The 22,233-nt window shown below is 62.8% G+C and carries 21 protein-coding genes; 15 read left to right on the top strand and 6 right to left on the bottom strand.

All coding sequences use genetic code 11. The features are described 5' to 3' along the window. Positions 1–178: 178 nt before the first annotated feature. The 7 genes from MAFF_RS10245 (at position 179) to MAFF_RS10215 (ending at position 7,390) form a co-directional block, all read left to right on the top strand. The gene (locus MAFF_RS10245; RefSeq protein ID WP_032933651.1) at positions 179–889 is read left to right on the top strand and encodes a GntR family transcriptional regulator; all 711 of its coding nucleotides are present in this window, start codon (positions 179–181) and stop codon (positions 887–889) included. A gap of 56 nt (positions 890–945) precedes the next feature. Then, positions 946–2,112, top strand: a complete 1,167-nt coding sequence (locus MAFF_RS10240) for a mandelate racemase/muconate lactonizing enzyme family protein (RefSeq protein WP_010910831.1) — start codon at positions 946–948, stop codon at positions 2,110–2,112. Between the two features lie 61 nt (positions 2,113–2,173). Then, positions 2,174–3,532: a mandelate racemase/muconate lactonizing enzyme family protein gene (locus tag MAFF_RS10235; protein WP_010910830.1), complete on the top strand. Its 1,359-nt coding sequence runs from the start codon at positions 2,174–2,176 to the stop codon at positions 3,530–3,532. A 103-nt stretch (positions 3,533–3,635) separates the two neighbouring features. Continuing rightward, a complete protein-coding gene (locus MAFF_RS10230; protein ID WP_032933650.1) occupies positions 3,636–3,962 on the top strand; it encodes an NIPSNAP family protein in 327 nt (108 codons plus the stop codon). A gap of 9 nt (positions 3,963–3,971) precedes the next feature. Continuing rightward, positions 3,972–5,171 carry a mandelate racemase/muconate lactonizing enzyme family protein gene (locus MAFF_RS10225; protein WP_010910828.1) on the top strand — a complete coding sequence of 400 codons (1,200 nt, stop codon included), beginning with the start codon at positions 3,972–3,974 and terminating at the stop codon, positions 5,169–5,171. 171 nt (positions 5,172–5,342) lie between these two features. After that, the gene (locus tag MAFF_RS10220) at positions 5,343–6,839 is read left to right on the top strand and encodes an aldehyde dehydrogenase family protein (RefSeq protein WP_010910827.1); all 1,497 of its coding nucleotides are present in this window, start codon (positions 5,343–5,345) and stop codon (positions 6,837–6,839) included. Between the two features lie 275 nt (positions 6,840–7,114). Continuing rightward, a complete protein-coding gene (locus MAFF_RS10215) occupies positions 7,115–7,390 on the top strand; it encodes a hypothetical protein (protein WP_044548222.1) in 276 nt (91 codons plus the stop codon). Between the two features lie 21 nt (positions 7,391–7,411). Here the strand turns inward: MAFF_RS10215 and MAFF_RS10210 are convergent, their stop codons facing one another. Further along, entirely contained in the window at positions 7,412–8,569 is a 1,158-nt protein-coding gene (locus MAFF_RS10210) for a CaiB/BaiF CoA transferase family protein (RefSeq protein WP_044548221.1), read from the bottom strand. A gap of 105 nt (positions 8,570–8,674) precedes the next feature. Between MAFF_RS10210 and MAFF_RS10205 the strand changes: the two genes are divergently transcribed. The 3 genes from MAFF_RS10205 (at position 8,675) to MAFF_RS41415 (ending at position 11,152) form a co-directional block, all read left to right on the top strand. After that, complete coding sequence (locus MAFF_RS10205; RefSeq protein ID WP_010910824.1) at positions 8,675–9,697, top strand: LLM class flavin-dependent oxidoreductase; 1,023 nt, start codon at positions 8,675–8,677, stop codon at positions 9,695–9,697. A 53-nt stretch (positions 9,698–9,750) separates the two neighbouring features. Further along, a complete protein-coding gene (locus tag MAFF_RS10200; RefSeq protein WP_010910823.1) occupies positions 9,751–10,398 on the top strand; it encodes a ThuA domain-containing protein in 648 nt (215 codons plus the stop codon). 190 nt (positions 10,399–10,588) lie between these two features. Then, positions 10,589–11,152 carry a CatB-related O-acetyltransferase gene (locus tag MAFF_RS41415; RefSeq protein WP_052292083.1) on the top strand — a complete coding sequence of 188 codons (564 nt, stop codon included), beginning with the start codon at positions 10,589–10,591 and terminating at the stop codon, positions 11,150–11,152. A gap of 64 nt (positions 11,153–11,216) precedes the next feature. Here the strand turns inward: MAFF_RS41415 and MAFF_RS10190 are convergent, their stop codons facing one another. Next, positions 11,217–13,235: an amidase gene (locus MAFF_RS10190; protein WP_010910821.1), complete on the bottom strand. Its 2,019-nt coding sequence runs from the start codon at positions 13,233–13,235 to the stop codon at positions 11,217–11,219. A gap of 429 nt (positions 13,236–13,664) precedes the next feature. Between MAFF_RS10190 and MAFF_RS10185 the strand changes: the two genes are divergently transcribed. Next, entirely contained in the window at positions 13,665–13,865 is a 201-nt protein-coding gene (locus MAFF_RS10185) for a hypothetical protein (protein ID WP_032931219.1), read from the top strand. 98 nt (positions 13,866–13,963) lie between these two features. On the opposite strand, the gene MAFF_RS10180 is transcribed toward MAFF_RS10185, so the two are convergent. The 3 genes from MAFF_RS10180 to MAFF_RS10175 all read right to left on the bottom strand — a co-directional run bounded on the left by MAFF_RS10180 (position 13,964) and on the right by MAFF_RS10175 (position 16,213). After that, complete coding sequence (locus MAFF_RS10180) at positions 13,964–15,175, bottom strand: alpha-D-ribose 1-methylphosphonate 5-triphosphate diphosphatase (RefSeq protein WP_010910818.1); 1,212 nt, start codon at positions 15,173–15,175, stop codon at positions 13,964–13,966. A 1-nt stretch (position 15,176) separates the two neighbouring features. Further along, positions 15,177–15,302, bottom strand: a complete 126-nt coding sequence (locus MAFF_RS41170) for a hypothetical protein (RefSeq protein WP_010910817.1) — start codon at positions 15,300–15,302, stop codon at positions 15,177–15,179. Between the two features lie 98 nt (positions 15,303–15,400). Next, on the bottom strand, positions 15,401–16,213 hold the full coding sequence (locus MAFF_RS10175; protein WP_010910816.1) for a carbohydrate kinase family protein: 813 nt from the start codon (positions 16,211–16,213) through the stop codon (positions 15,401–15,403). A 398-nt stretch (positions 16,214–16,611) separates the two neighbouring features. On the opposite strand from MAFF_RS10175, the gene MAFF_RS10170 reads away from it, so the two are divergent. The 3 genes from MAFF_RS10170 to MAFF_RS10160 all read left to right on the top strand — a co-directional run bounded on the left by MAFF_RS10170 (position 16,612) and on the right by MAFF_RS10160 (position 18,633). Beyond that, on the top strand, positions 16,612–17,652 hold the full coding sequence (locus MAFF_RS10170; protein WP_010910815.1) for a sensor histidine kinase: 1,041 nt from the start codon (positions 16,612–16,614) through the stop codon (positions 17,650–17,652). Positions 17,653–17,731: 79 nt separating this feature from the next. Further along, positions 17,732–18,124 carry a response regulator gene (locus MAFF_RS10165; RefSeq protein WP_010910814.1) on the top strand — a complete coding sequence of 131 codons (393 nt, stop codon included), beginning with the start codon at positions 17,732–17,734 and terminating at the stop codon, positions 18,122–18,124. Between the two features lie 122 nt (positions 18,125–18,246). Then, on the top strand, positions 18,247–18,633 hold the full coding sequence (locus MAFF_RS10160) for a response regulator (protein ID WP_010910813.1): 387 nt from the start codon (positions 18,247–18,249) through the stop codon (positions 18,631–18,633). Between the two features lie 271 nt (positions 18,634–18,904). On the opposite strand, the gene MAFF_RS10155 is transcribed toward MAFF_RS10160, so the two are convergent. Continuing rightward, positions 18,905–19,939: a class I SAM-dependent methyltransferase gene (locus tag MAFF_RS10155; protein ID WP_010910812.1), complete on the bottom strand. Its 1,035-nt coding sequence runs from the start codon at positions 19,937–19,939 to the stop codon at positions 18,905–18,907. A gap of 189 nt (positions 19,940–20,128) precedes the next feature. Between MAFF_RS10155 and MAFF_RS10150 the strand changes: the two genes are divergently transcribed. Then, a complete protein-coding gene (locus MAFF_RS10150) occupies positions 20,129–22,222 on the top strand; it encodes a putative bifunctional diguanylate cyclase/phosphodiesterase (protein WP_010910811.1) in 2,094 nt (697 codons plus the stop codon). Positions 22,223–22,233: the final 11 nt, after the last annotated feature.

Genomic DNA, 22,233 nt, shown 5'->3' with positions numbered 1-22,233 from the left:
ATCGAGGCGAGCGGCTTTACTCGTCGGCTGCGGGGACATCTCCTCAAATGTATCCCTTCGAGCACTTTATACGTTTTCAGATCGCAGATTGCCTGTCAACGCAACAAATCGTACATTGTTTATGGAAATCGTGCGTGATATCGAGAAAGGCGTGTATTCACGGAAGGGGGAGCCGGCCTTGGCCGAGACGCGGGAATTTAAAGCAGAGCCACCCGAGGGGATCGATCCTCTCGGCGCCTCGAGCGAGGGCGCCTCGCTTTATGAACTGATCAGGGAGGACATCATCGAGGGCCGGCTCGCCGCCAATGAGCGGCTCGTGGTTACCGATCTGGCCCGGCGTCACGGCACCTCGACCAATCCCGTGCGCGAAGCTCTGCAGCTGTTGCGCGGCGAGGGTTTCGTCATCTTTCTCCCCAATCGCGGGGCGCGTGTGCGGCCCATAGATCAGGATTTTGTCCGCGATATCTACGAGATCGGTGTGCTCATCGAGCCGGCCCTGACGCGATGGTTCGTGAACATGGCTACCGTCGAGGACATTGCCGAACTCGAACGTATCCAGGGCCTGATCGAAGAGAACAATTTTGCCGACACGTTCAGGCACAGCGAGCTGGACACGGCTTTCCACACCGTGATGTACCAGCGGCACTACAACCGCCATGCCGCCGAGCTTTGGTGGAAGCATCGCGAAGTGCTGCGCGCCGTGAGCCGGCGTTTCAATTTCACGCTCGCCCGGCGTGCCGCCATCATTCGCGAGCACCGCGAGCTCATCGCACATGTGAAGGCGGGAAATGCCGACGAGGCAGCCGAACTCATCGCCCGCCATGTCGAGGGCTCCGGCCGGCATGTCCTCGAACACATGCGCGCCCGCAACGCCGCCCGGGCAGGGTAGAACAATCGGCCCGGAACACCGCTCTTCGGGTCATTCCAGATAAGGGTAGTTGAGAGATGAAAATCACGAGCATCCGGCCGTGGCTGATCAAATCCGATGCGTCTTATTGGGGAGAGTACCTGTTCGTCGAAGTGACGACCGACGAAGGCGTGAGTGGCTGGGGAGAGATCACCACCACGACGAAGCTGGCCAACCGGGCGCTCTGCACGATCCTGCGGCAGATCGGCGCCGCCGTGACCGGCGAGGATCCGGCGCGCATCGAGCACCTGTGGCACAAGATTTTCCGCAGCTTTACCTATATGGGCAGCCGCGGCGCCGCCGTCGAATGCGTGAGCGCCATCGACATAGCGCTCTGGGATATCCGGGGCAAAGTCCTCGGCAAGCCGATCTACGAGTTGCTGGGCGGACCGGTGCGCGATGAAATCGCGCTCTACACCCATCCCAACCAGGCCAAATTCACCAGCAAGGAGGCTGTGGTCCGCGAAATCCGCGACATCGTCGAGTCCGGGCATACGGGGCTCAAGTTCGATCCTTTCCCGCATCAGGGCCGCGGCGCCGATGGGCTGTCGCGCGAGCAGCGGGACGGCTATCTCGATGGCAGCATGACCCGCAAGGACGAGCGTGAGGCAGCCGAACTCACGGCGCTGATCCGCGAAACGGCGGGCCCCGACGTCGACATCCTGATCGATGCGCATGGCCGCTTCGACGTTCCCACCGCCATTCGTCTCTGTCGCAGCCTCGAGGAGGCCGCCCAGATCGACTGGTTCGAGGAGCCCTGTCCGCCCGAAAGCCTCAACGCGCTGAAGCAGGTGCGTGACAAGGTCAGTGCCCCGATCTCGTGGGGCGAGCGCGGCCATACGAAATGGGATTTCGTGCCGGTACTCGAGAACAAGCTCGCCGACTACATCATGCCTGATGTCACCTGGACCGGCGGCATTACGGAACTCAAGAAGATTTCCGCCCTGTGCGAGGCCTACTACATCCCGGTCTCGCCACATGATGCCGCAGGGCCGATCAACGTGGTCGCGGGGGCGCAGGTGATGATGACCGTTCCCAACTTCTACAAGCTCGAAACGTCGGAGTGGAACCTGGGCAAATACGATCATCTCATCGACAGACCGCTCGATGTTTCGAACGGCAGCCTCAAGCTGACGTCGAAGCCTGGTCTCGGTGTCGAGATGAACCGCGACTACCTGCAAGCCCATGAGATCGAGCTGGGCTAGCAACGCTCAATGCCGGGCGGCGCCTTGGGCGACAAGCCCCCGGCCAAAACGAGGACAAATCATGCCAAAGACGGATGGAGCCGGCGAGGCTCTCAATCGGGTCAACACGAATTCCAAACCATCCGACCTTCGCATCACCGACATGCGGGTTGCCGAAATCGTCGGCGCACCATTCACCTCGGCGCTGCTCAAGATCTATACCAATCAGGGGATCGTCGGGCTCGGCGAGGTGCGTGACGGCGCCAGCGCCACCTACGCGCTGATGCTCAAAAGCCGGCTGCTTGGCGAGAACCCTTGCGACATCGATCGCCTGTTTCGCCGCATCAAGCAGTTCGGCGGGCACGGCCGGCAGGGCGGCGGCGTGTCGGCGGTCGAGATCGCCCTGTGGGATCTCGCCGGCAAGGCCTATGGCGTCCCCGTCTACCAGATGCTCGGCGGCAAGTTTCGCGATCAGGTGCGCGTCTATTGCGATACCGATGCCGAGAAGCCGAGCGGCACCGAAACCGGAAAGCGCCTCAAGCAGCGCATGGACCGCGGGTTCACCTTCCTCAAGATGGACCTGGGCTTGATGCAGATCGCCCATGTCGCGGGCGCCGTATCCGCGCCCGCCGGCGCGCTCGACGGGTTTCATGCCAATCCACGCGGCCGTGGCGGCACGCTCGGGGAGCGCAAGGCCCGCAATCTAGCCTATGATGCGCAGAACGTGCAGCACCCATTCACCGGCCTGCATTTCACCGAAAAGGGGATCGATCTGCTCGAGCAGTATATCCACGAGGTTCGCGAGGTGATCGGATACGAGATCCCGCTCGCCATCGACCATGTCGGCCACATCTCGCTGCAGGACGGCATACGCCTGTCGCGCCGTATCGAGAAATACGTTCCGGCCTGGCTGGAGGACGTCATCCCCTGGCAATATACCGAGCAGTACCGGCAATTGCAGCAAGCCACCACGGTGCCGATCTGCACCGGCGAGGACATCTACCTCAAGGAAGGCTTCGAGCCTCTGCTCAAGAGCGGCGGCCTCTCGGTCATCCACCCGGATCTGCTCACCAGCGGGGGCATCCTCGAAACCAAGAAGATCGGCGACATGGCGCAGGATCACGGCGTCGCCATGGCCATTCATATGGCCGAAAGCCCGATCGCCGCGATGGCCGCGGCACATGTCGCCACCGCGACCGAGAACTTCATGGCGCTCGAATACCACTCCGCCGATGTCGACTGGTGGGACGATATCGTCACCGGCCTCCCCAAGCCGCTCGTCAAGGACGGCTTCATTACCGTGCCCGACAGGCCGGGGCTGGGCATAGACGATGTGGTCGACGAGGTGATCAGCCAGCATCTGCAGCCCGGTGTCACGGGGATATGGCAATCCACCGAGCATTGGGACAATGAATATAGCTGGGACCGGACCTGGAGTTAGCCCAGCCCCCCTGCCATCATTCTCCCAGGCTCACAGGGCCAACGACCGACCATTCGTGTCGACCTCTCCCACGGGAGAGGCGAAGAAAGAAACGGACGAAACCATGATCTACGAACTGCGTATCTATGACTGCCTGCCGGGCAGGCTGCCGGCTTTGCTCAAGCGCTTTTCAGACCAAACGCTGGCCATTTGGGAGAGGCTTGGCATCCGCCAAGCCGGGTTTTTCACCACGGTGATCGGCGAAAACAGCAATCGCCTCACCTATTTCCTCGCCTGGGAATCGATGGCCGAGCGTGAGGCGAAATGGGCGGCTTTCGTCACCGATCCGGCATGGCACAGGGCCGTGGACGAGTCTCAGCGCGACGGGCAGATCATCGCCAATATCAGCAGCCAGCTGCTCACGCCGACAGCTTTCTCGTCCGTGAAATAGGACCGCGCCATGAAGATCACCGACCTGCGTTGCGCCGTCATCGGCAAGCACCCGATTGTCCGCATCGTCACGGACGAAGGTCTCCATGGCCTTGGTGAGGTCGAGTTCACCAAGACCTATCTCAAGCCCTTTGTGCTGCATTTCCGCGAGGCGTTGATCGGCGAGGACCCGACCGACGTCGAGCGGGTGATGCTGAAGATCCGCCAGCGCGGCTCGTTCAAGCCCTATGGCGCCGCCGTCTCCGCCATCGAGCATGCCTTATGGGACATCGCCGGCAAGGCGGCGGGCGTGCCGGTCTACAAACTGCTTGGCGGCAAGGTGCGCGACAAGGTGCGGGTCTACAACGGCTCGATCCGCCGGAAACGCGCCGGCGACCGGCCGGAGGACTACGCCGCCGACGTCAAATGGATGATGGAGCAGCCGCAGAACTTCTTCATGGTCAAGCAGGGGATCTCGTTCCACTCCAACATGAAGGACAGCATCGAGGGCTTCCATTACGGCGTGACGCAGAAGAAGGCCGGCTATCACGGCGCCATGGATCAGGGCGTGATCAGCGAACGCGGTTTCAATCACATGCTCGACTGCGTGATCGCGATGAAGGAAGTACTGGGCGACAAGGTCAGCCTGGCGCTCGACTGCGGCCCGGGCTGGATGCTGCCCGATGCGATCAAGTTCGCCCGAGCGGTCGAGAAGTACAATCTGATGTGGCTCGAGGACATGCTGACCGGCGACTATGTGCCGTGGGTCAATCCGCAAGCCTATCGCGAGCTGACCACCTCCACCTCGACGCCGATCCACACCGGCGAGCAGATCTACCTCAGGCACAATTTCAAGGAACTGATCGAGACGCAGGCGGTGCGGGTCATCGGTCCGGACCCGGCCGATATCGGCGGCATTGCCGAGCTCAAATGGGTTGCCGAGCACGCCTATATGCACTCGATCCTGATGGCGCCGCACGGCACCGCGAATGGCCTGCTCGGCCTCGGCGCGCTGATCAATGTCTGCGCCACCTTGCCGGCAAATTACGTTGCGTTCGAATATCCCAGCGCCTCGGACCCGTGGTGGGAGGATCTGGTGATCGGCCTGCCGGCGCAGATCGTCAGGGACAGCATGGTGGACCTGCTCGAAGCGCCGGGCCTGGGGCTCGATATCGACGCCGAAGCGGCCAGGAAGTATCTCGGCGAAGAGGATGCGGGCTTCTTCGACTGAACCACCCTTGTTTCGCCATGCGAGCATGTGCCTGACGCCGGCTTCCGACAGCCGCCCGGGCGGCGTTTGCGGTGCTGGTCGCCGCCGGCCTGCAGCCCAAGCTCATCTTTCCTTGTTGAGGTCGACCGCGCCGGGAGTAATAGTCGCGGTGGAATCCGTGAGGAGGAAGAGATGACGCTGAGCTTCGACCCGAGGGCGAAGGCCACGACGCTCTACCATGGCGAATTCCGGCCGATGTTCATCGGCGGCAAGTGGGTCGCGGCGCAGTCCGGCCAGGAAATGCAGGCGCTGAACCCGGCGACGGGCGAGGTGCTGACCACGGTGCCGCGCGGCGGGGCCGCCGATGTTGACGCTGCGGTGGCCGCCGCACGTGCGGCCTTCGAAGGGCCGTGGTCGAAATTCTCGCCCTATGAACGGCAATGCGTGCTGTTGCGCATCGCCGATCTGTTCGAGACGCATTGGGAAGAACTCAGCGTTTCCGACACGCTCGACATGGGGCTGCCGATCACCCGCACGCTGGCCAACCGGCGCCGCGTTATCGGCATGCTGCGCTTCTATGGCGGCATGGCGACGGCGCTGCATGGCGAGGCGATCGACAATTCGATCCCTGGCGAGATCGTCTCCTTCACAAGGCGCGAGCCGGTGGGTGTCGTCGGTGCGATCATCCCCTGGAACGCGCCGACCGCCGCCTCGATCTGGAAGATCGCACCGGCGCTGGCGACAGGCTGCACCATCGTGCTGAAGCCCTCCGAGGAGGCGTCGCTGACGCCGCTGCTGATCGCGCGTCTGATGCAGGAAGCCGGCGTGCCCGACGGCGTCGTCAACATCGTCACCGGCACCGGGGCGGAGGCCGGCGCGCGGCTCGCCGAACATCCCGACGTCAACAAGATCGTCTTCACCGGTTCGACGCTGACCGGACAGGCGATCGCGCGGGCGGGTGTGACCAATCTTAAACGGGTTTCGCTGGAACTCGGCGGCAAGTCGCCGATCATCGTCTGCCGCGACGCCGACATCGACAAGGCCGTTCCGGTCGCGGCGATGGCGGTGTTCGTGCATTCGGGCCAGATCTGCATCGCCGGCTCGCGGCTTTTCGTGGCGCGTGAAATCCACGACGAGTTCGTGCGCCGCGTCGCGGAATTCGCTGGCAGGCTGCGCATCGGCCACGGCATCGAGGCGGAAACCGAAATCGGGCCGCTGATCAATGCCAGGCAGGCCGGCAAGGTGGAAGGCTATATCAAGGCCGGCAGTGACGAGGGCGCGAAACTGGTCGCCGGCGGCTCGCGGCTGACGGGCGCGCTTTATGACGGCGGCAACTTCATCGCGCCGACCGTCTTCGGTTCGGTATCGGACAAGATGACCATTGCACGCGAGGAGATTTTCGGGCCGGTCATTTCGGCCATGCCCTTCGACACGCTCGATGAGGTCGTGGCGCGCGCCAATGCGACGCCTTATGGGCTGGCGGCCGGCATCTTCACCACGCATCTGGGCACCGCGCACAAACTGGCGCGCCGCATCAGGGCCGGCTCGGTCTGGGTCAACATGTACCATGCCATCGACCCGGCGGTGCCGTTCGGCGGCATGAAGATGTCCGGCTATGGCCGCGAAGGCGGCATCGAGCATCTGCATGAGTATCTGGAGACCAAGTCAGTCTGGATCCAGACCGACTGATATTCAGGTGAGGCCGGCCTGCGAACGGCAGCTTCCTGCGCTTCCGGTGCTCACGTACTGTAAGTACGCTCCGCTCCGGTTCTCGGAAGCTACGGTTCTCGACTCCGCCTGACCTGAATATCGACACACCCTGGCGCGTGTGGGGGGTGATGCGCTGCAGTTTGCCCCGGCGGCCATGCAAATCGCGGGCCAGGCAAAACCGTCGCAAGGGAACCTTTGTTCGGCTGGTGATTTTTGCCTATATAGAAATGCGAACGGCCAGGAGGGTGTTGCCGATGACGACGAAACGGTTTGCGATCTGCGCTCTTGCCGTGGCGATGGCCTGTGGCATGTCAATGTCGGCATTCGCCGGCTCTAGGCATCGCCATCATCAGGCCGAGCCGGAACGCTACGTTCCAGCCGATGACGATCTCATCGGCTTCCTGTTCGGCGGTCCGCGCTACTACGACCAGCAGCTGTTCACGACGGCGGCGGGCGCCTGTTCCTACCACCCGGTGGGGCCGGATGCGAATGCGTTGAACAAGATCAACGATCATCATTGCGGGAAATAGCTGAGCCGCGCGGCGGTCAGCTCAAGCCAGTGTCGGGCCGGGCAGCCAATGGTAAATTTCAGCAGCCTGAAACGGGCTGATTTCAACGGCTGTACCTGGGTCCGCCAATTCCGCGCGAATCTCGGCGCCATGTTCGTCGCGCGCGGGACCTTTCGCCGGCGTCTTTTGCGCCCATCCGGAAAAGCGCGGAGCGGCGGCTGCCTGCAGGACGCCGTCCACCGCCAGCCACGAGCCGCGCGCGGCCATGTGCGGATGCTGGGCTGCTTCCCATGGACTGAGCACCGGGGAGACGCAGGCATCCGAGCCTTCGAACAGGCTGGTCCATTCGTCGCGCGGTTTAGCTGCAAAGATCGCCGCCAGCCGGCTGCCGAGCTCCGGCCAGAGATCGCGGTCGAATTGCTTGGCGAATCGCGGATCGGCGGCGAGGCCGAGCCTGTCGAGAAACAGCGTATAGAATTTCGGCTCGATGCACTGGACGCTGATGAAGCCGCCGTCGGCTGAGCGGTAAACGCGGCACCAATGCGGACCGTCGAGAAGGCTTTGACCGCGTTCGGCGACGAGCCCGCCGGACTGGCCGAGCACCATCAGCAGGTTCATCATGTGGGCCGAGCCGTCGACGATGGCCGCGTCGACCACGGTGCCCGGGCCGCCGGCCCGCGCATTCATGATGCCGGCCAGCATGCCGATCACCAGATAGAGCGCGCCGCCGCCTATGTCGCCGGTGAGCGTCGGCGGCGCCATGGGCGGCTCGCCCGGCAAGGAGGCGTACCAGAGCGCGCCCGACACGCCGGTATAGTTCATGTCATGCCCGGCGGTGCGGGCGAGGGGGCCGTGCTGGCCCCAGCCGGTCATGCGGCCGTAGACCAGCTTTGGGCTGACCGCCAGGCAGGCATCCGGGCCGAGGCCGAGGCGCTCCATGACGCCGGGCCGGAATCCCTCGATCAGGCCGTCTGCGGTGGCGATGAGGTGCATCAGCACGGCGACATCGCCGGCATCCCTGAGGTCGAGCGCGATGGAGCGCTTGCCGCGATCGAGCAGCGAGCGTTCGGGCAGGCCCGGCATGGGCGCCTGCTTGCGGTGGACGACGATGACATCGGCGCCGAGATCGGCGAGCAACATGCCGGCGAAGGGCGCCGGCCCGAGCGCCTCGATCTCGATGATACGCGTCCCCTTCAGCATTCCACCCTCCACGGCCTTCAACCCCAGAGTATGGCGCAAGGTGACGGTGTGTAACCCCGCTGTTTTGGCATTGAAGCATGTGCCGCCCGCATATACTTCAGGTCCATGAAAAAAATCGGTTTTCTGTCATTCGGGCACTGGACGCCCTCGTCGCAATCGCAGGTGCGCTCGGCTTCCGACGCGCTGCTGCAATCCATCGATCTCGCCGTCGCGGCCGAGCAGCTCGGCGCTGACGGCGCCTATTTCCGGGTGCATCATTTCGCCCGCCAGCTCGCTTCGCCGTTCCCGCTGCTGGCGGCTGTCGGCGCCAAGACCAGCCGCATCGAGATCGGCACAGCGGTCATCGACATGCGCTATGAGAATCCGCTCTACATGGCCGAGGATGCGGGGGCAGCCGACATCATCGCCGGCGGGCGGCTGCAGCTCGGCATCAGCCGTGGCTCGCCCGAACAGGTGATCGATGGCTGGCGCTATTTCGGCTACCAGCCGCAGGAAGGCAAAAGCGACGCCGACATGGCGCGGCATCACGCCGAGGTTTTTCTCGACACGCTGCGCGGCCAAGGCTTCGCCCAACCCAATCCACGGCCAATGTTCCCCAACCCGCCCGGCCTGCTTCGGCTCGAGCCGCATTCTGAAGGCCTGCGCGAGCGCATCTGGTGGGGCGCTGCCACCAACGCCACCTCGGAATGGGCGGCCAAGCTCGGCATGAATCTGCAGAGCTCGACGCTGAAGTTCGACGAGAGCGGCAAGCCCTTCCACATCCAGCAGGCCGAGCAGATCCGGATCTACCGTGAGGCCTGGAAGGCGGCCGGCCACGAGCGCGAGCCGCGCGTCTCGGTCAGCCGCAGCATCTTCGCGCTGGTCGACGATCGCGACCGCGCCTATTTCGGCCGCGGCAATGAGAGCCGCGACCAGATCGGCTTCATCGAGGAGAATACGCGGGCGATCTTCGGCCGCAGCTACGCCGCCGAGCCCGACGTGCTGATCAAGGAATTGGCGCAGGACGAGGCGATCGCCGAGGCCGATACGCTGCTGCTCACCGTGCCCAACCAGCTCGGCGTCGACTACAACGCCCATGTCATCGAGGCGATCCTGACCCATGTGGCGCCCGCCCTGGGCTGGCGCTGACAGCCGCGCCATGTAACCATCGATCGCGGCAGGCGATTCAGGAGGTTCACGGCATGGCGAAGAAGGCTTTGATTGCCTGGGGTGGTTGGGAAGGCCACACGCCCGAACGCAGCGCCAACGTCATCCGCGCGCTGCTTCAGCGCAACGGTTTTGATGTCACGCTGGGCCAAGGCACGGCGATGTTCGCCGATCCGCAACTGTCTTCCTTCGATCTCATCGTGCCTGCCATCACCATGTCGACGATCGAAAAGGCCGAGCTGCAGAACCTGACCGCCGCGGTTCGCGAGGGAACAGGCCTCGGCGGCTTCCACGGCACGATGGGCGACAGTTTCCGCAACGAGCCCGACTATCAGTTCATGACCGGCGGCCAATGGGTCGCGCACCCCGGCAACATCATCGATTATCGTGTGGCGATCACGCAGCCCGACGACCCGATCACCAAAGGCGTCGGTGATTTCGCCTACCGGTCGGAGCAGTATTACATGCATGTCGATCCGAGCAACGAGGTACTGGCGACCACCACTTTCACCGACGCGCATTTCCCGGGCATCGATGGTGTCGTCATGCCGGTGGTCTGGAAGCGCAGATATGGCGCGGGAAAGGTTTTCTACAGTTCGCTCGGGCACACGGCGGACGAGTTCGCGGTGCCGGAAATGGCGCTGATTGTCGAGCGTGGTTTGCTTTGGGCGGCGCGGGGGTAGCAGCGATGTTGGCGCTCTTCGCCGCCTTTGTCCTGCCGGATACGATGCGGATCTCACCATGAAGGTGTTGCGAAAGCCGACCTGATGGGTATGGAAATGGACGCCTCCGCACGCAAGCCCTTTCCGTGACGGCCGGTCAAGACCAACCATGGCTTAGAAACAAATGGGATTTGCAAGAAAACTTCGAACCATGCTCGGTCTTAGACGAGCGCCAAAGCCGGAAAAGATACCGCTGCACGCATCGATCGGGCGAAGAACGCTCTTTTACACGAAGCCCAGCAATATCTATGGCTGTGACGAGACCTCGCCGCTTGAGATAGGAGCGTTCTGCTCCATAGCGGAGGAGACGCTGTTCCTTTGCCGCGCCAATCATCCGACGCACTTCGTCTCGACTTTTCCATTTGAAGTTCACATGACAAATTCGATCGCGGCCTTTGATGACCTGGTGGTCAACGGGCCGACAAAAATCGGCAACGATGTCTGGATTGGACGACGCGCAATCATCCTGCCGGGAATAACCATTGGAGATGGTGCCGTTGTCGGAGCCGGCTCGGTCGTCACGAAGGACGTCGCACCCTACGCGGTCGTCGCGGGAAATCCCGCCAGGTTCATCCGGAACAGGTTTACGGATGACCAGATCGCGAGTTTGCTGGCGATTCGCTGGTGGGAGTGGAGCGACGAGAGGATCAAGGCCGAACTGCCGACCTTCCTTGGATCGATTGATGCCTTCATCGCCGCCAACCGTGCATCATAGCCCAGCGGTGTCAATACAGAACTCATGGAACTGCTTTCCGCTTGTGCTGAACGGCACCATGCCCTCACCCGATCCCGCCGGTAACCACATAGGCGCCGGCGGTGCGTCCATCTTCCAACCGCACCACCGCCGTCACGATCGAGCCATAGGAGCCGCGCCAGACGCTGTGGAGGCGCTGATGCTCGGCGGCCGGCGCGAGCGCCCGCCCGCTGAAGCGCGTGCCGCTTCGATGCATCGCCACCGCCTCTCCATTGACATGCACCTTGATGCTGGTGTTCACCACCTCGACCGGCAGGTCGAGTGTGATCGCGATCTCGTACTGACCGCCCGAAGTCCGCGTCTCGGCGGCAAGCGAAATTGTCAGCGGTGGCGATTTGCCGTTGCCAGCCTTGGCGCTCCGTCCTGAAAACACATCATCGGCCAGCTCGGGCGTGCGCGGCGGGCTTGTGCGGCGCTGGGTGGCGCGCTCGAAATCGCCGGCCATGCGCAGCAGCCTTTCGTCGTCATAGGCCTTGCCGGCGAAGGTCAGGCCGACCGGCATGCCGATGTCGGCCATGGTACCCATCGGCACGGTGACGGTCGGAATGCCGAAATGGCGCCAGACCAGATTGCCGTTAGCGACCCAGGTGCCGTTGCGCCAGGCGAGGTCCGCCGACGCCTTGTTGACGTCGGCGTCGGCCGGGCCGACATCGGCGGCGGCGGGCAGCACCACGGCGTCGATGCCTTGGGCGTCGAGCCAGTCCTCGAAATCGATCCGTCGTGTCGCTTCCAGCCCTTTCAGGCCGTCTTCAAGCGTCGGGATATCCCTGAAGGGCGTGACGCCGGATTTGGCGCGCTCGACATACTCCGCCAGGTCGAAGCCACCCTCGTAACGATCAGGCAATGTGCCGGGCGGCTGCGGGAAAATCTTTGGGCCATCGACCGAAGCGAGATCGGGTAGGGCCGGGTCGGCATTGGCGCGCAGGAAATCGTCCCAGCCCCAGATGCAGAGATCCCAGATTTCGCGGTCGGCGAAATCCGGCGGCACCAGCCCGCGCTCGACCATGGTGCGGGCGCCGGGACGGTCGCGCTCGTAATTGGAGACGACGGGAAAATCGACCTCCACCACCTCCGCGCCAAGCCTGCGTAGAGCCGCCGCCGCCTGTTCCCACAGCGCAAGCACCGAGGCGCGGGTCTCGATCGGTTTATCGGCCTCTCTGTCGCGGCCGATATACATTTTTGGCACGCCGAGCCGCTTGCCCCTCAGCGTGCCGGCAAGCACCAGATCGGTGTAGCGTTGCGGTCGCAGCTCAGAACTCTTCGGCAGTTCGACCCAGGGCTGGGCGCGCCAGAAATCGCCCCGCGTCTGCGGGTCGTCGGCGACGATGACGTCGAGCAGCTCCAGCATGTCTTGCATGGTCCGCGTGTGCGGCACGACGACATCCATGGTCGGCACCAGCGGCCAGTTGCCGCGCACCGAGATCACGCCGCGCGACGGCGTGTAGGCGACCAACGCATTGTTGGTGGCCGGGGCGCGGCCGGACGACCAGGTCTCCTCGCCGAGCCCGAAGGCGCAGAAGCTGGCGGCCGTCGCCGTGCCGGATCCGTTGGACGACCCCGACGCGAAGGCGGCGGTCAGGTAATCGGCATTGTAGGGGCTTTCGGCGCGGCCATAGAGACCGCGCTGCATGCCGCCATTGGCCATTGGCGGCATGTTGGTGAGGCCGATCAGCACAGCACCGCCGGCGCGCAGCCGGGCGATGGTGAAAGCGTCCTCATTGGCGACGAGATGTTCGAAGGCCGGAGAGCCGGAGGCGACCGTCAGGCCTTTGACCTTGTAGCTGTCCTTGGCGGTGTAGGGAATGCCGTCGAGCGGCCCGAGCACAGCGCCTTCGCGCCGCCGCTGGTCGGAAGCGGCGGCCTCCTCGAACATTTTGGGATTGAGCACGGGGACGGCGTTGAGGCTGATGCCATGCCGGTCGAAATGCGCGATCCGCCTGAGATACACCGCGACCAGCTCGACACTGGTGACGAGGCCGTCATCGAGCGCGCGGCGCAGTTGGTCGATCGTCGCTTCGACGAGATGAAGGCTGGCATCGGTCATCGCTGGTTCCAGGCTGTTGTCTGCACGCCATGGATGAGCGAGCCCGCCGGCTTCGGCAAGGGCCAGCAGTCAATCTTTGTCGGAACGCGTTGTTCCTGCGGTTGCCTGCCGGCGGTGCTCAGGTGTCTCCGGTAGCCGACAGGCGCGCGTTCCATTTTCGACGGATTTACGGAATTGCCGGCTCGGCATGGGCAGGGCTCTCATCGGGCTCTGTCGGCACGACGTGCCGCCGGCCGTGTTTGCCGCCATGGAGCAAGCGGCAACCTATGGGCGCGCCGTCGCTGTCATCGCCGAGCAACGGTCGGACAAATAATGGAGATCAGACACACCAAAACGGCTTGCAAGCGTAAGCTAAAGCTCGCAGAAGTTGCGCAAAAAGCATACCGTTTGGGAAAACTTATACCGTCATCCAGCATGAAAGGGGGAATCATGCCTGACCAGGACGCCTTGATCCGCGCGGCCATCGGACGGCTGCTTTCCGAGAAAACCGGAGTCGCGGTCATTTCCATGAGAGAGACTATCACCGAGCTGCTGGCCATAACCGGTGCGGCGCTGACCGTCGAAACCCTGCAGGACATGCTGCTGGAAATGGCCGAGGTGCGCGGCATGACGGTCGTGCTCGATGTCTAGAGCGGTTCACCGTTTGACGGAAACGGTGAACCGCTCTGACTCTTTGTTTTGACGCGATTCCTGCAGGAAAGCAGTTCCACACCTTTCCCGGGACTGCTCTAGGCAGCCGGTAGCCGTTCAGCCGCCACGGGACCAAGGCGTTCTGCCTTGCCCGCTAGTGCAAGCGTGCCATCACCGTAGATCATGCGGCCGGCGCGGAAGGTGGCGCGGACGCGTGGCACGGGATAGCGGTCGGCCACCACGAAATCGGCCAGAAGGCCGGGCTCGACGGCCCCGCGATCGGTGAGCCCCAAGGCGTTGGCCGGGTTGGCGCTTGTCAGCGCCGCCGCCGCCGCGAGGCCATCGCCCCGCAGCTCCGCCAGGCCGAGCACGGCTGGCAGGATGGAGGCCGGATGGTAGTCGCTTGCCAGCATGTCGAGCAGCCCGGCTTGATAGGCCTGCCGGGCGGAAAGATTGCCGGAATAGGACTCGCCGCGCAGCGCGTTGGGCGCGCCCATGGCGGTATGCATGCCGAGCCTGCGGGCTTCCTGCGCCGCTTCCAGCGTCACCGGAAATTCGCTGAGTGCGGCACCCAGGCCATGGACCAGCTCGACCTTTTCAAGCGTGTCGTCGTCATGCGAGGCGAGCACGATGCCGGCGGCCCGGGCACGCGCCGACAGGTCCTGCAGGGCGTTCAGCACATTGCCTTGTCCTTCGCGGCCGGCCATGCGCTTGCCGACGACCTCGGAGGCCGCGGCAACGGACATGCCGCGCTCCTTGGCGATGCGGGCGATGTAGAGTTCGACGTCGCGGTACTGCCCCTGTCCGGGCGTGTGGTCCATCAGCGAGATCAAATCCAGCCTGCCGGCGTCCATCAGCTTCTGCAGCGTGGGAATCGCCGGGGTGAAGGTCACTTCGAAGCGGGCGTGGGTGCGGTGGTCGACCAACAGATGGTCCTTCATCCCGGCAATGGTGTCGATGATTTCTGTCGTATGGTCTTCCGAGCGCAGCACGCCGCTGGTGACGCTGGCGCCGATGAAGGAGAGCGCGGCATAGGCGGTGGTGATGCCGCAGGAGGCGAGCTTCTTGTCGAGCTCGGCAATGCCGATCCGCATCGGCACATGCACGCCGATGCGCGGCTCGACTTCCCTCTCCACCATGTCGCCATGCATGTCGATGAAGCCGGGCAGCAGCAGGCGGCCGCCGCCGTCGATGTCGGCATGCGCGACAGGCCTGTCGCGGATTTCGGCGATCCGGCCGTCTTCGATCCTGACGGCGCCGTTCGGGATGACGCGGTCGCGCAGGACAATTTCGAATTCACTCAGCCACATGTCATGTCTCTTGCAAGGCAGCGATTTCAAGGTGGATTTCGCGGGCGACAAGGTCGGCGACATCGTTGGGGCGATGGAAGACGCCGATCATGGCGATGATGCGCCGGCTTGCCGACGCTTCGATCACGATCTCTCCAGGACATGTTTTCTAGTTCACTCGAATGTCGGTTTCCATTTGATTTTTATGACATTTTCATGAAAGCCGGCCTTGCCGGAGCCCCTAATTCAGCCGGTACGTGATCGTTCCGACAGCCATTCGGCGGTTTGCTGGCTTGCCTGTTCAGCGGAAAGCTCAGGGATTAGCCCCTGCAGCAGGCCGTGCAGGAAGATCCCGGTGAAACAGTCGCCGGCGCCGATCGTGTCGGGCACTGAGACCTGCTTCAGCGGCGTGACATGATTGAGCGCCTTGCCGTCATAGAGCGAGATCGGCCGCATTCCATCGGTCAGCACCAGCGTCCTCAGGCGGGGCCCGGCAATCCTTGACGCTCGCTCCCAGATCCCTTGCACGTCCTCGCCGGGAAAGTCGGCGCGCGATCCGATGACGATGTCGGCCGGGCGGTGCGATGGGCTGCGCAACGGAAACTGCGAGATGACAAGCGGGATCGTCCGCAGCGAGGCAACGAGACCATCGTCGAGCACCAGGGCGTTGAGATAGGCGGCGTCGCCGCTGACAGGCTCCGGTGCGGCGAAGGGAGGGCGCAACTGGCCGCCGGGGTTCAAAATTGTGCGCTCGCCATTCGGCTCAAGCAGGATTTCGGTGAACCGGGTTTCGCCGGTCCACATGGTGACGTAGCCGGTATCGATGCCGCTCGCCTGCAACTTGGCGAGTGCCGCCCGGCCATGGTCGTCGTCCATCAGATTGCTGATCAGCCGGACATCGTTGCCGAGCTTCGCCAGCTGGGTGCCGGTGTGAAAGCCGCCGCCGCCAAGCCTGACAACACGATCGGAATAGGTGAGGCGCGAGCCCGAGGCGAGGGGCGCTGACAGCGACCAGACCTGGTCGTGATTAACGTGGCCGACAACGATGACTGTGCTCATGATCCCTTGCTTTCGGCCTTCAACTTGTCGCCCAGCGCATCGACGACGAAGCGCTGCTTGGGCAGGCATAGCACCAGGACCGGGATCAGGGACAGCAGGGCCAGCGGCCATCAGTGGGCCAGCGAGCACGTGCAGTTCCCGCCCGACGATACGAGCCGATTGCTCAGCGTGACCCCGCAGTTCCGACAGCGGAGCCGCCTGAGGAAGACGGGGCTGAGTTCTTGCCGTCAATTCCGGAACATGAGCCGCCTATCTGAGGCCCGACTTAAATTGCATAGCCAGCGACCCACAACGTGATAAGGTGGCTCATGTTTTTCGGCCGGGTATGAATTCCGGTCGGCGTTCCTGCCGAGTGATGGCTCGCTTCGCGAGCTTTCGGCCCTTGAGGGCCTTTTTTCATGGCATCCGTTTCAGCATCCCATCTGGAAGCCGCGAGCACGCTCGCAGTGGTCGTTTCATCGAACGAGCCGCTTCTGTTCCTGACCGATGATCTCAGGGTCATTGTTGTCAGTGCCTCGTTTTGCCGGATCTTTCAGATCGATCCAGCAACGGTTTCAGGCAAATTGCTCTCGGAAATCGGCACAGGCGAATGGGACATGCCGAAGCTGAACTCATTGCTCAAGGCAACCGCCGCCGGCAGCGCCAAGATCGAGGCCTATGAGATCGACCTGAAGCGGGCGGGCCAGAAGACCCGCCAGCTGGTCGTGAACGCGCGTGTGCTCGAAGACGGCGATCATGACCGAATTCGCCTTCTGGTGGCCGTAGCCGACGTCACGGATGCTCGGGCGGACGCCCGTCAAAAGGACGATCTCATTCGCGACAAGGCAATCCTGATGCAGGAAGTGCAACACCGGGTCGCCAACAGCTTGCAGATCATCGCGAGCGTGCTGATGCAGAGCGCGCGCAGGGTCCAGTCCGAAGAGACTCGCGGCCATCTGCATGACGCCCACAACAGGGTCATGTCGATCGCGGCCGTGCAGCGGCACCTCGCCCAGTCCGGCGTGGAGAACGTTTCGCTGCGGACCTATTTTACGCAGTTAAGTGAAAGCCTTGGCGCGTCGATGATCTCCGACAAGGACCGGCTTTCAATCGTCGTTTCCGTCGACGACAGCGTCGTGAAGTCGGACATTTCGATCAGCTTGGGGCTGATCGTCACCGAACTGGTGATCAATGCACTGAAGCATGCGTTTCCGCAGGAGCGGTCCGGCAAGATCTCGGTCGACTACCGTTCGCACGGGCAGGATTGGACCCTGTCAGTTCGCGATGACGGGATCGGCATGGGCGACAGTGCCGCAAAGGCCGGGCTCGGTACCGGTATCGTCGAGGCGCTTGCCAGGAACTTGCAAAGTGACATCAGCGTGACCGATGCAAATCCCGGAACTCTCGTATCTGTTAGGCACCTTGCCGACGTCATCGACAGTGTACCGGCGGCAGCATAGGCAGATGACCACACCAAAATCCGCTGACGCGGGGCAACCATTGCCCAATGCTAAACTTGGTCCCGCGCACGCCGGAGACATGACGGCAAACCGCAAGGCCGTCATCCTGATCGTCGAAGACAGCGCCATTATCAGGATGGGAGCAGTCGACCTTGTCGTCCATGCCGGTTACGAGGCGCTGGAGGCCAGCAATGCGGACGAGGCAATTCGGCTGCTGGAGGCACGAACGGACATCGTTCTGGTGTTCACCGACGTCGGCATGCCCGGCACGATGGACGGCGTCAAATTGGCTCACCACATCCGAAACCGATGGCCGCCGGTCAAGTTGATCGTCGCTTCCGGCAGGTCGATCATCGAACAGAGCCGGCTACCTGAAGGAAGTCAGTTTTTTCCCAAGCCCTATAGCGACGTAACGATCGTCGAACAGATGCGCCGGATGCTGTCGCCGATTGAAACGCGTCGGAAGCTCTAGGCGCGGATCGTCCGACCCATTCTTTCAAGACTTAAGCCGGTCTCACAACCAGTTGAATTTATTATATGGAACTAAATCGTGGTCGAAACCGTAGTGGGGGGACTGCCGAGGGGATTATCCAGATGAGCAACGGCGCGGTTCTGGTCGTGGAGGATGAGCAGTTGATCCTGCTTGACGTCGAGTCGGCCCTGGAAGAAGCCGGCTTCGAAGTCGTGGCGGCTCACAATGCGGCCAAGGCCCTGGCGGCCTTCGACGCCGAGCCGGGCAAGTTCAAGGGCCTCGTCACCGACATTCGCCTGGGGGCGGGCAAATCCGGCTGGGATGTTGCACGGCATCTGCGCCAGGCCAACCCGACAATCCCCGTGATCTACATGAGTGGCGATAGCGCCATCCACTGGGGCGCCGAGGGTGTTCCGGAAAGCGTCATGATTACCAAGCCCTTTTTCCTGCCGCAGATCATCACGGCCCTGTCGACCTTGCTGAATCAACAGCATCCCGACTACCTCTGACACGCCTGGCTGTGCTCGAGCACGCTGCGCTCTATCGCCCGTGCGCACCGACCTCGAGCCGGACGGGCGCTGTCGCCGACAACCCGTTCCTATCGGTATAGATGTTCCTGGCGCAGAAGCGACGCCTGAGATATCTGCTTTCGGCAGCCGCGAATTGGTCACTCCGTCCAGGTCCGAAGCCTGCCATTCGTGAATTGTCGGCTGTATTTGGCCCAGCGGTGACCTTCGTCGCCTTTGGGCGCGGCACCCCCCGGATGCCAGCGCCGCCTGCTTACCCGCGCTTCTCGATCACGGCGTAAAGCACGTTGCGGTTCTCGCCGAAATACACCTTTGCCTCGACGGCGTTGCGATCGACGCTGGCGTTGACGATGTTCCACATGTCGACCTCCGAGCGCAGCAGCAGCACCCAGTCCATGAAGGTTTCCCGGTAGCCGGCGTCAGGGGTGCCCTCGGCGTAGTTGGCGAACAGGAATGTGCCGTTCGGCTTCAGCATCTGCAGGCAGGTCTTGGTGAGTTTCACGGCGACATTGTGCTGGAGGTAGTCGTAGAGGCCCGAGGCGTAGATGAGATCGAACTTGCCGAGCTTGTGGCCTCTGGTCAGCACGGTCCGCACCGAGCCGTCGACGGCCTCGACCGCGGTGCCCTGGAAGTCGCGTGCGATCAGCCCGACGCTCTGCGGATCCTGGTCAAGCGCGACCCAGCGCTTGAGACGGCCCTCGGCCAAAGCGACGGAGCGGTTGGCTTCGCGCAGATGGCCGGCCGCGATCGCCAGCACCTCGGTTTCGGGTCCGTTTTTGGCCGCCGTCTCGTCGACATAGCGGGTCAGGAGATCGCGCCGTTCGCGTGCCGCCACGCATGACGGAACGTTCTGGGTGTGGCTGTAAAGCGCCTTGCCGACCTCGGAAGCGCTCGCCACGCTCTCGGCCACGTGCGGGTCGCAATAGATGTAGTCGAGCAGCTGCGCGTCGCCGGAATAGCCCCTGGGCTTGGTGAAAGACCAGTGCGTCAGCGGATCCTGGAGAAAATACTCCAGGATCGGGTGGTTCTGCGCCACCGGTATCAAGGCCTGCCAGACGTCCGGATGCACCTTGGCCCGCAGCGCGCTGAGCAGCGACAGCAGCCGGCGAACGATCTCGGCGGGATATTTCTGCTGCTCGATCTGCTGCTGTGTGGCGTGGAGGATGAGCGCCAGTTCCGCACGGGCGGTTTCGAACTCTTCGCCGTGATGCTCGAGCTTACCCCGGCGCAGGCTGCCGGCGATAATCTCTGCGGTAATCAGGCTTTGGCCATCAAACACGGTTTGCACACCAGGACTCCTTGGTTAACAGTCAGTTAACTTATTGCGTAGAATGCACCATTTGCCAACGGCGCTTCGGACGCATTTTATTGTTATGATTAATTTCCCGCTAACCATCTCAATTTATTAGCGATCTTGCAGATAAGATTCTGGGTCCGAGTTAACGCAAACTTGTCTGGCGCCATCGCATTTTACCGCATGGCAATCGCGTCGCGTCCCAAGGAGTCGTCCTGCGTGGGGGCAGAAGTTGGAAAAGAGTTCGGAGCGCAAAATCCCCCGCAACGGGGATTTGTGAACGAACGCGCGTCATCCAGATTGGCCGATACGGCGGATGTGGAACCGTATGATCCGCGCCAGGAACTGGGGGTGGCGGAACTGCGCATCCTTTACCGCGCCGAAGCCTTGGCGAAGCGAAGGAAAGATGCCCGGCCCGGGCTCTGGATCGCCGTCGTCATCTATGTGCTGTTTTCGGTATCGGACCTGCTGCTGATACCCGACGTGGCGGCCTACACGATCACGGCGCGCTTCGCGGTCGGATTGACCGCTCTGCTGACCCTGGAAGCACAGCTTCGCCGGGGCGTGGCGACGGAGTGGCTCGACGTGACCTGCGCCGCGGCGATCATCTTTGGCTATATCGGCTGGCTCCTCCCGGCATCCATGGGAGCGGACAAGGAAAGCGTCGCTTACTACATGGTATTCGGCACCATTTTCATGATGAGCGCCAATCTATTTTTCACGTTCAGCTTCAAGGTGTCGATCATAACGTCGACAATCATATTGTTTATCTTGTATGTTGTGAACTATTTTGTGCCGGCATCGCTGACATACAAGATGGTGTTCGGAATTTTCTACGTTTCGTGCTTCACCTTCACCTCCTATGTGAACTGGAAGCTGAATGAGGAGCGCTACAACGTCTTCCTGAACGCGCTGGAAGCCAAGATCCAGCACAAGGAGGCGACCGAACGCGGCAAGGCCCTGCTCAGACTGTCGCGGACGGATCCGCTGACTGGGCTGGAGAACCGGCGCGCGATCGACGAGAAGCTGCGCGATTATTGGAGCGATTGGCAGAAGCTTGGCAGCAAGTTCGCGGCCATCCTCATCGACGTCGACTTCTTCAAGAAGTTCAACGACTGCTACGGCCACCAGGAAGGCGACCGCTGCCTGATCCATGTCGCCAATGCGCTGAGCGATCTGATCAAGAACTACAATGGCTCGATCGGGCGCTATGGCGGCGAGGAATTCATCGTGCTCGCCCGCATGGACAAGAAGGACCAGGTCGCCGAGCTCGCCGAGGCCATCTGCCGCACGGTTGAGAACCTGGCGATCACCCACGAGCTCAGGCGCGACGGGATCTCGATCGTGACGGCGAGCGTGGGTGCCGCGTTCACCAGGACGCAGGCCGGCGCCAAGCTGGAAAAGATCATCCACGAGGCCGATCGCGCGCTCTATCTGGCCAAGGCTGGTGGGCGCAATTGCGCCCGGCTGTTCGACCCGACCGATCCGCAGAGCAGCGACGAGAGCGAGAACCTCGCGGCGCTGCTGAAGATCGCGATCGGACAGGGCCTGGTTTCACTCGTCTATCAGCCGATCCAGGATGTCGTGTCAGGCCGTGTCGAGGCGGTAGAGGCGCTGATGCGTCTCAAGATGCTGGATGGAACCCTGGTTCCGCCGAGCCTGTTCATTCCCGTGGCGGAACGCACCGGTGCGATCCTGGAACTCGGCCGCTGGGCAATACGCACGGTGTGCGCCGAGCTGCTGGCGGACGATCACGTCCCTCTCGTCAGTGTCAACGTCTCGCCGATCCAGCTCAAGACGCCTGGCTTCGCCGCGTCCGTCGCGACCATTCTGGGCGAGACCGGTGTGACCGGCAACAGGCTGGCCTTCGAAATCACCGAAGGGCTCGAGATGGAGATGCACTCGGACATCCTGCGCTGCATCAGCGACCTGAAGCTGCTCGGCATCAAGATCTGGCTCGATGATTTCGGCACGGGCTTTGCCGGCCTGTCGTGGCTGCGTCTGATCGATTTCGACACGGTGAAGATCGACCGCTCGTTCCTGCACGACTGTGGCACCCCGAAAGGCATGGCGATGCTGCAGGACATCATTGCCCTGGTGCGCAATCGCGGCCACAAGATCCTGGTCGAAGGCGTGGAAACCGACGAGCAGATCGCGCTGATGCGCGAATTCGGCATCGACAAGATCCAGGGTTTTCGCGTCGGCCGTCCGGTTCCCGCCGCGAGCTACCTGGAAAAGCGTGGCATCCAGAAGCGCCCTTACCTCAAATCCGCGTAACCAGGGCGGGC

The organism is Mesorhizobium japonicum MAFF 303099 (assembly GCF_000009625.1).
GTDB classification, from domain to species: Bacteria; Pseudomonadota; Alphaproteobacteria; order Rhizobiales; family Rhizobiaceae; genus Mesorhizobium; species Mesorhizobium japonicum.
Note: the sequence above shows the minus strand (reverse complement) of the source record. Positions and strands in the feature narration are given on the sequence as shown.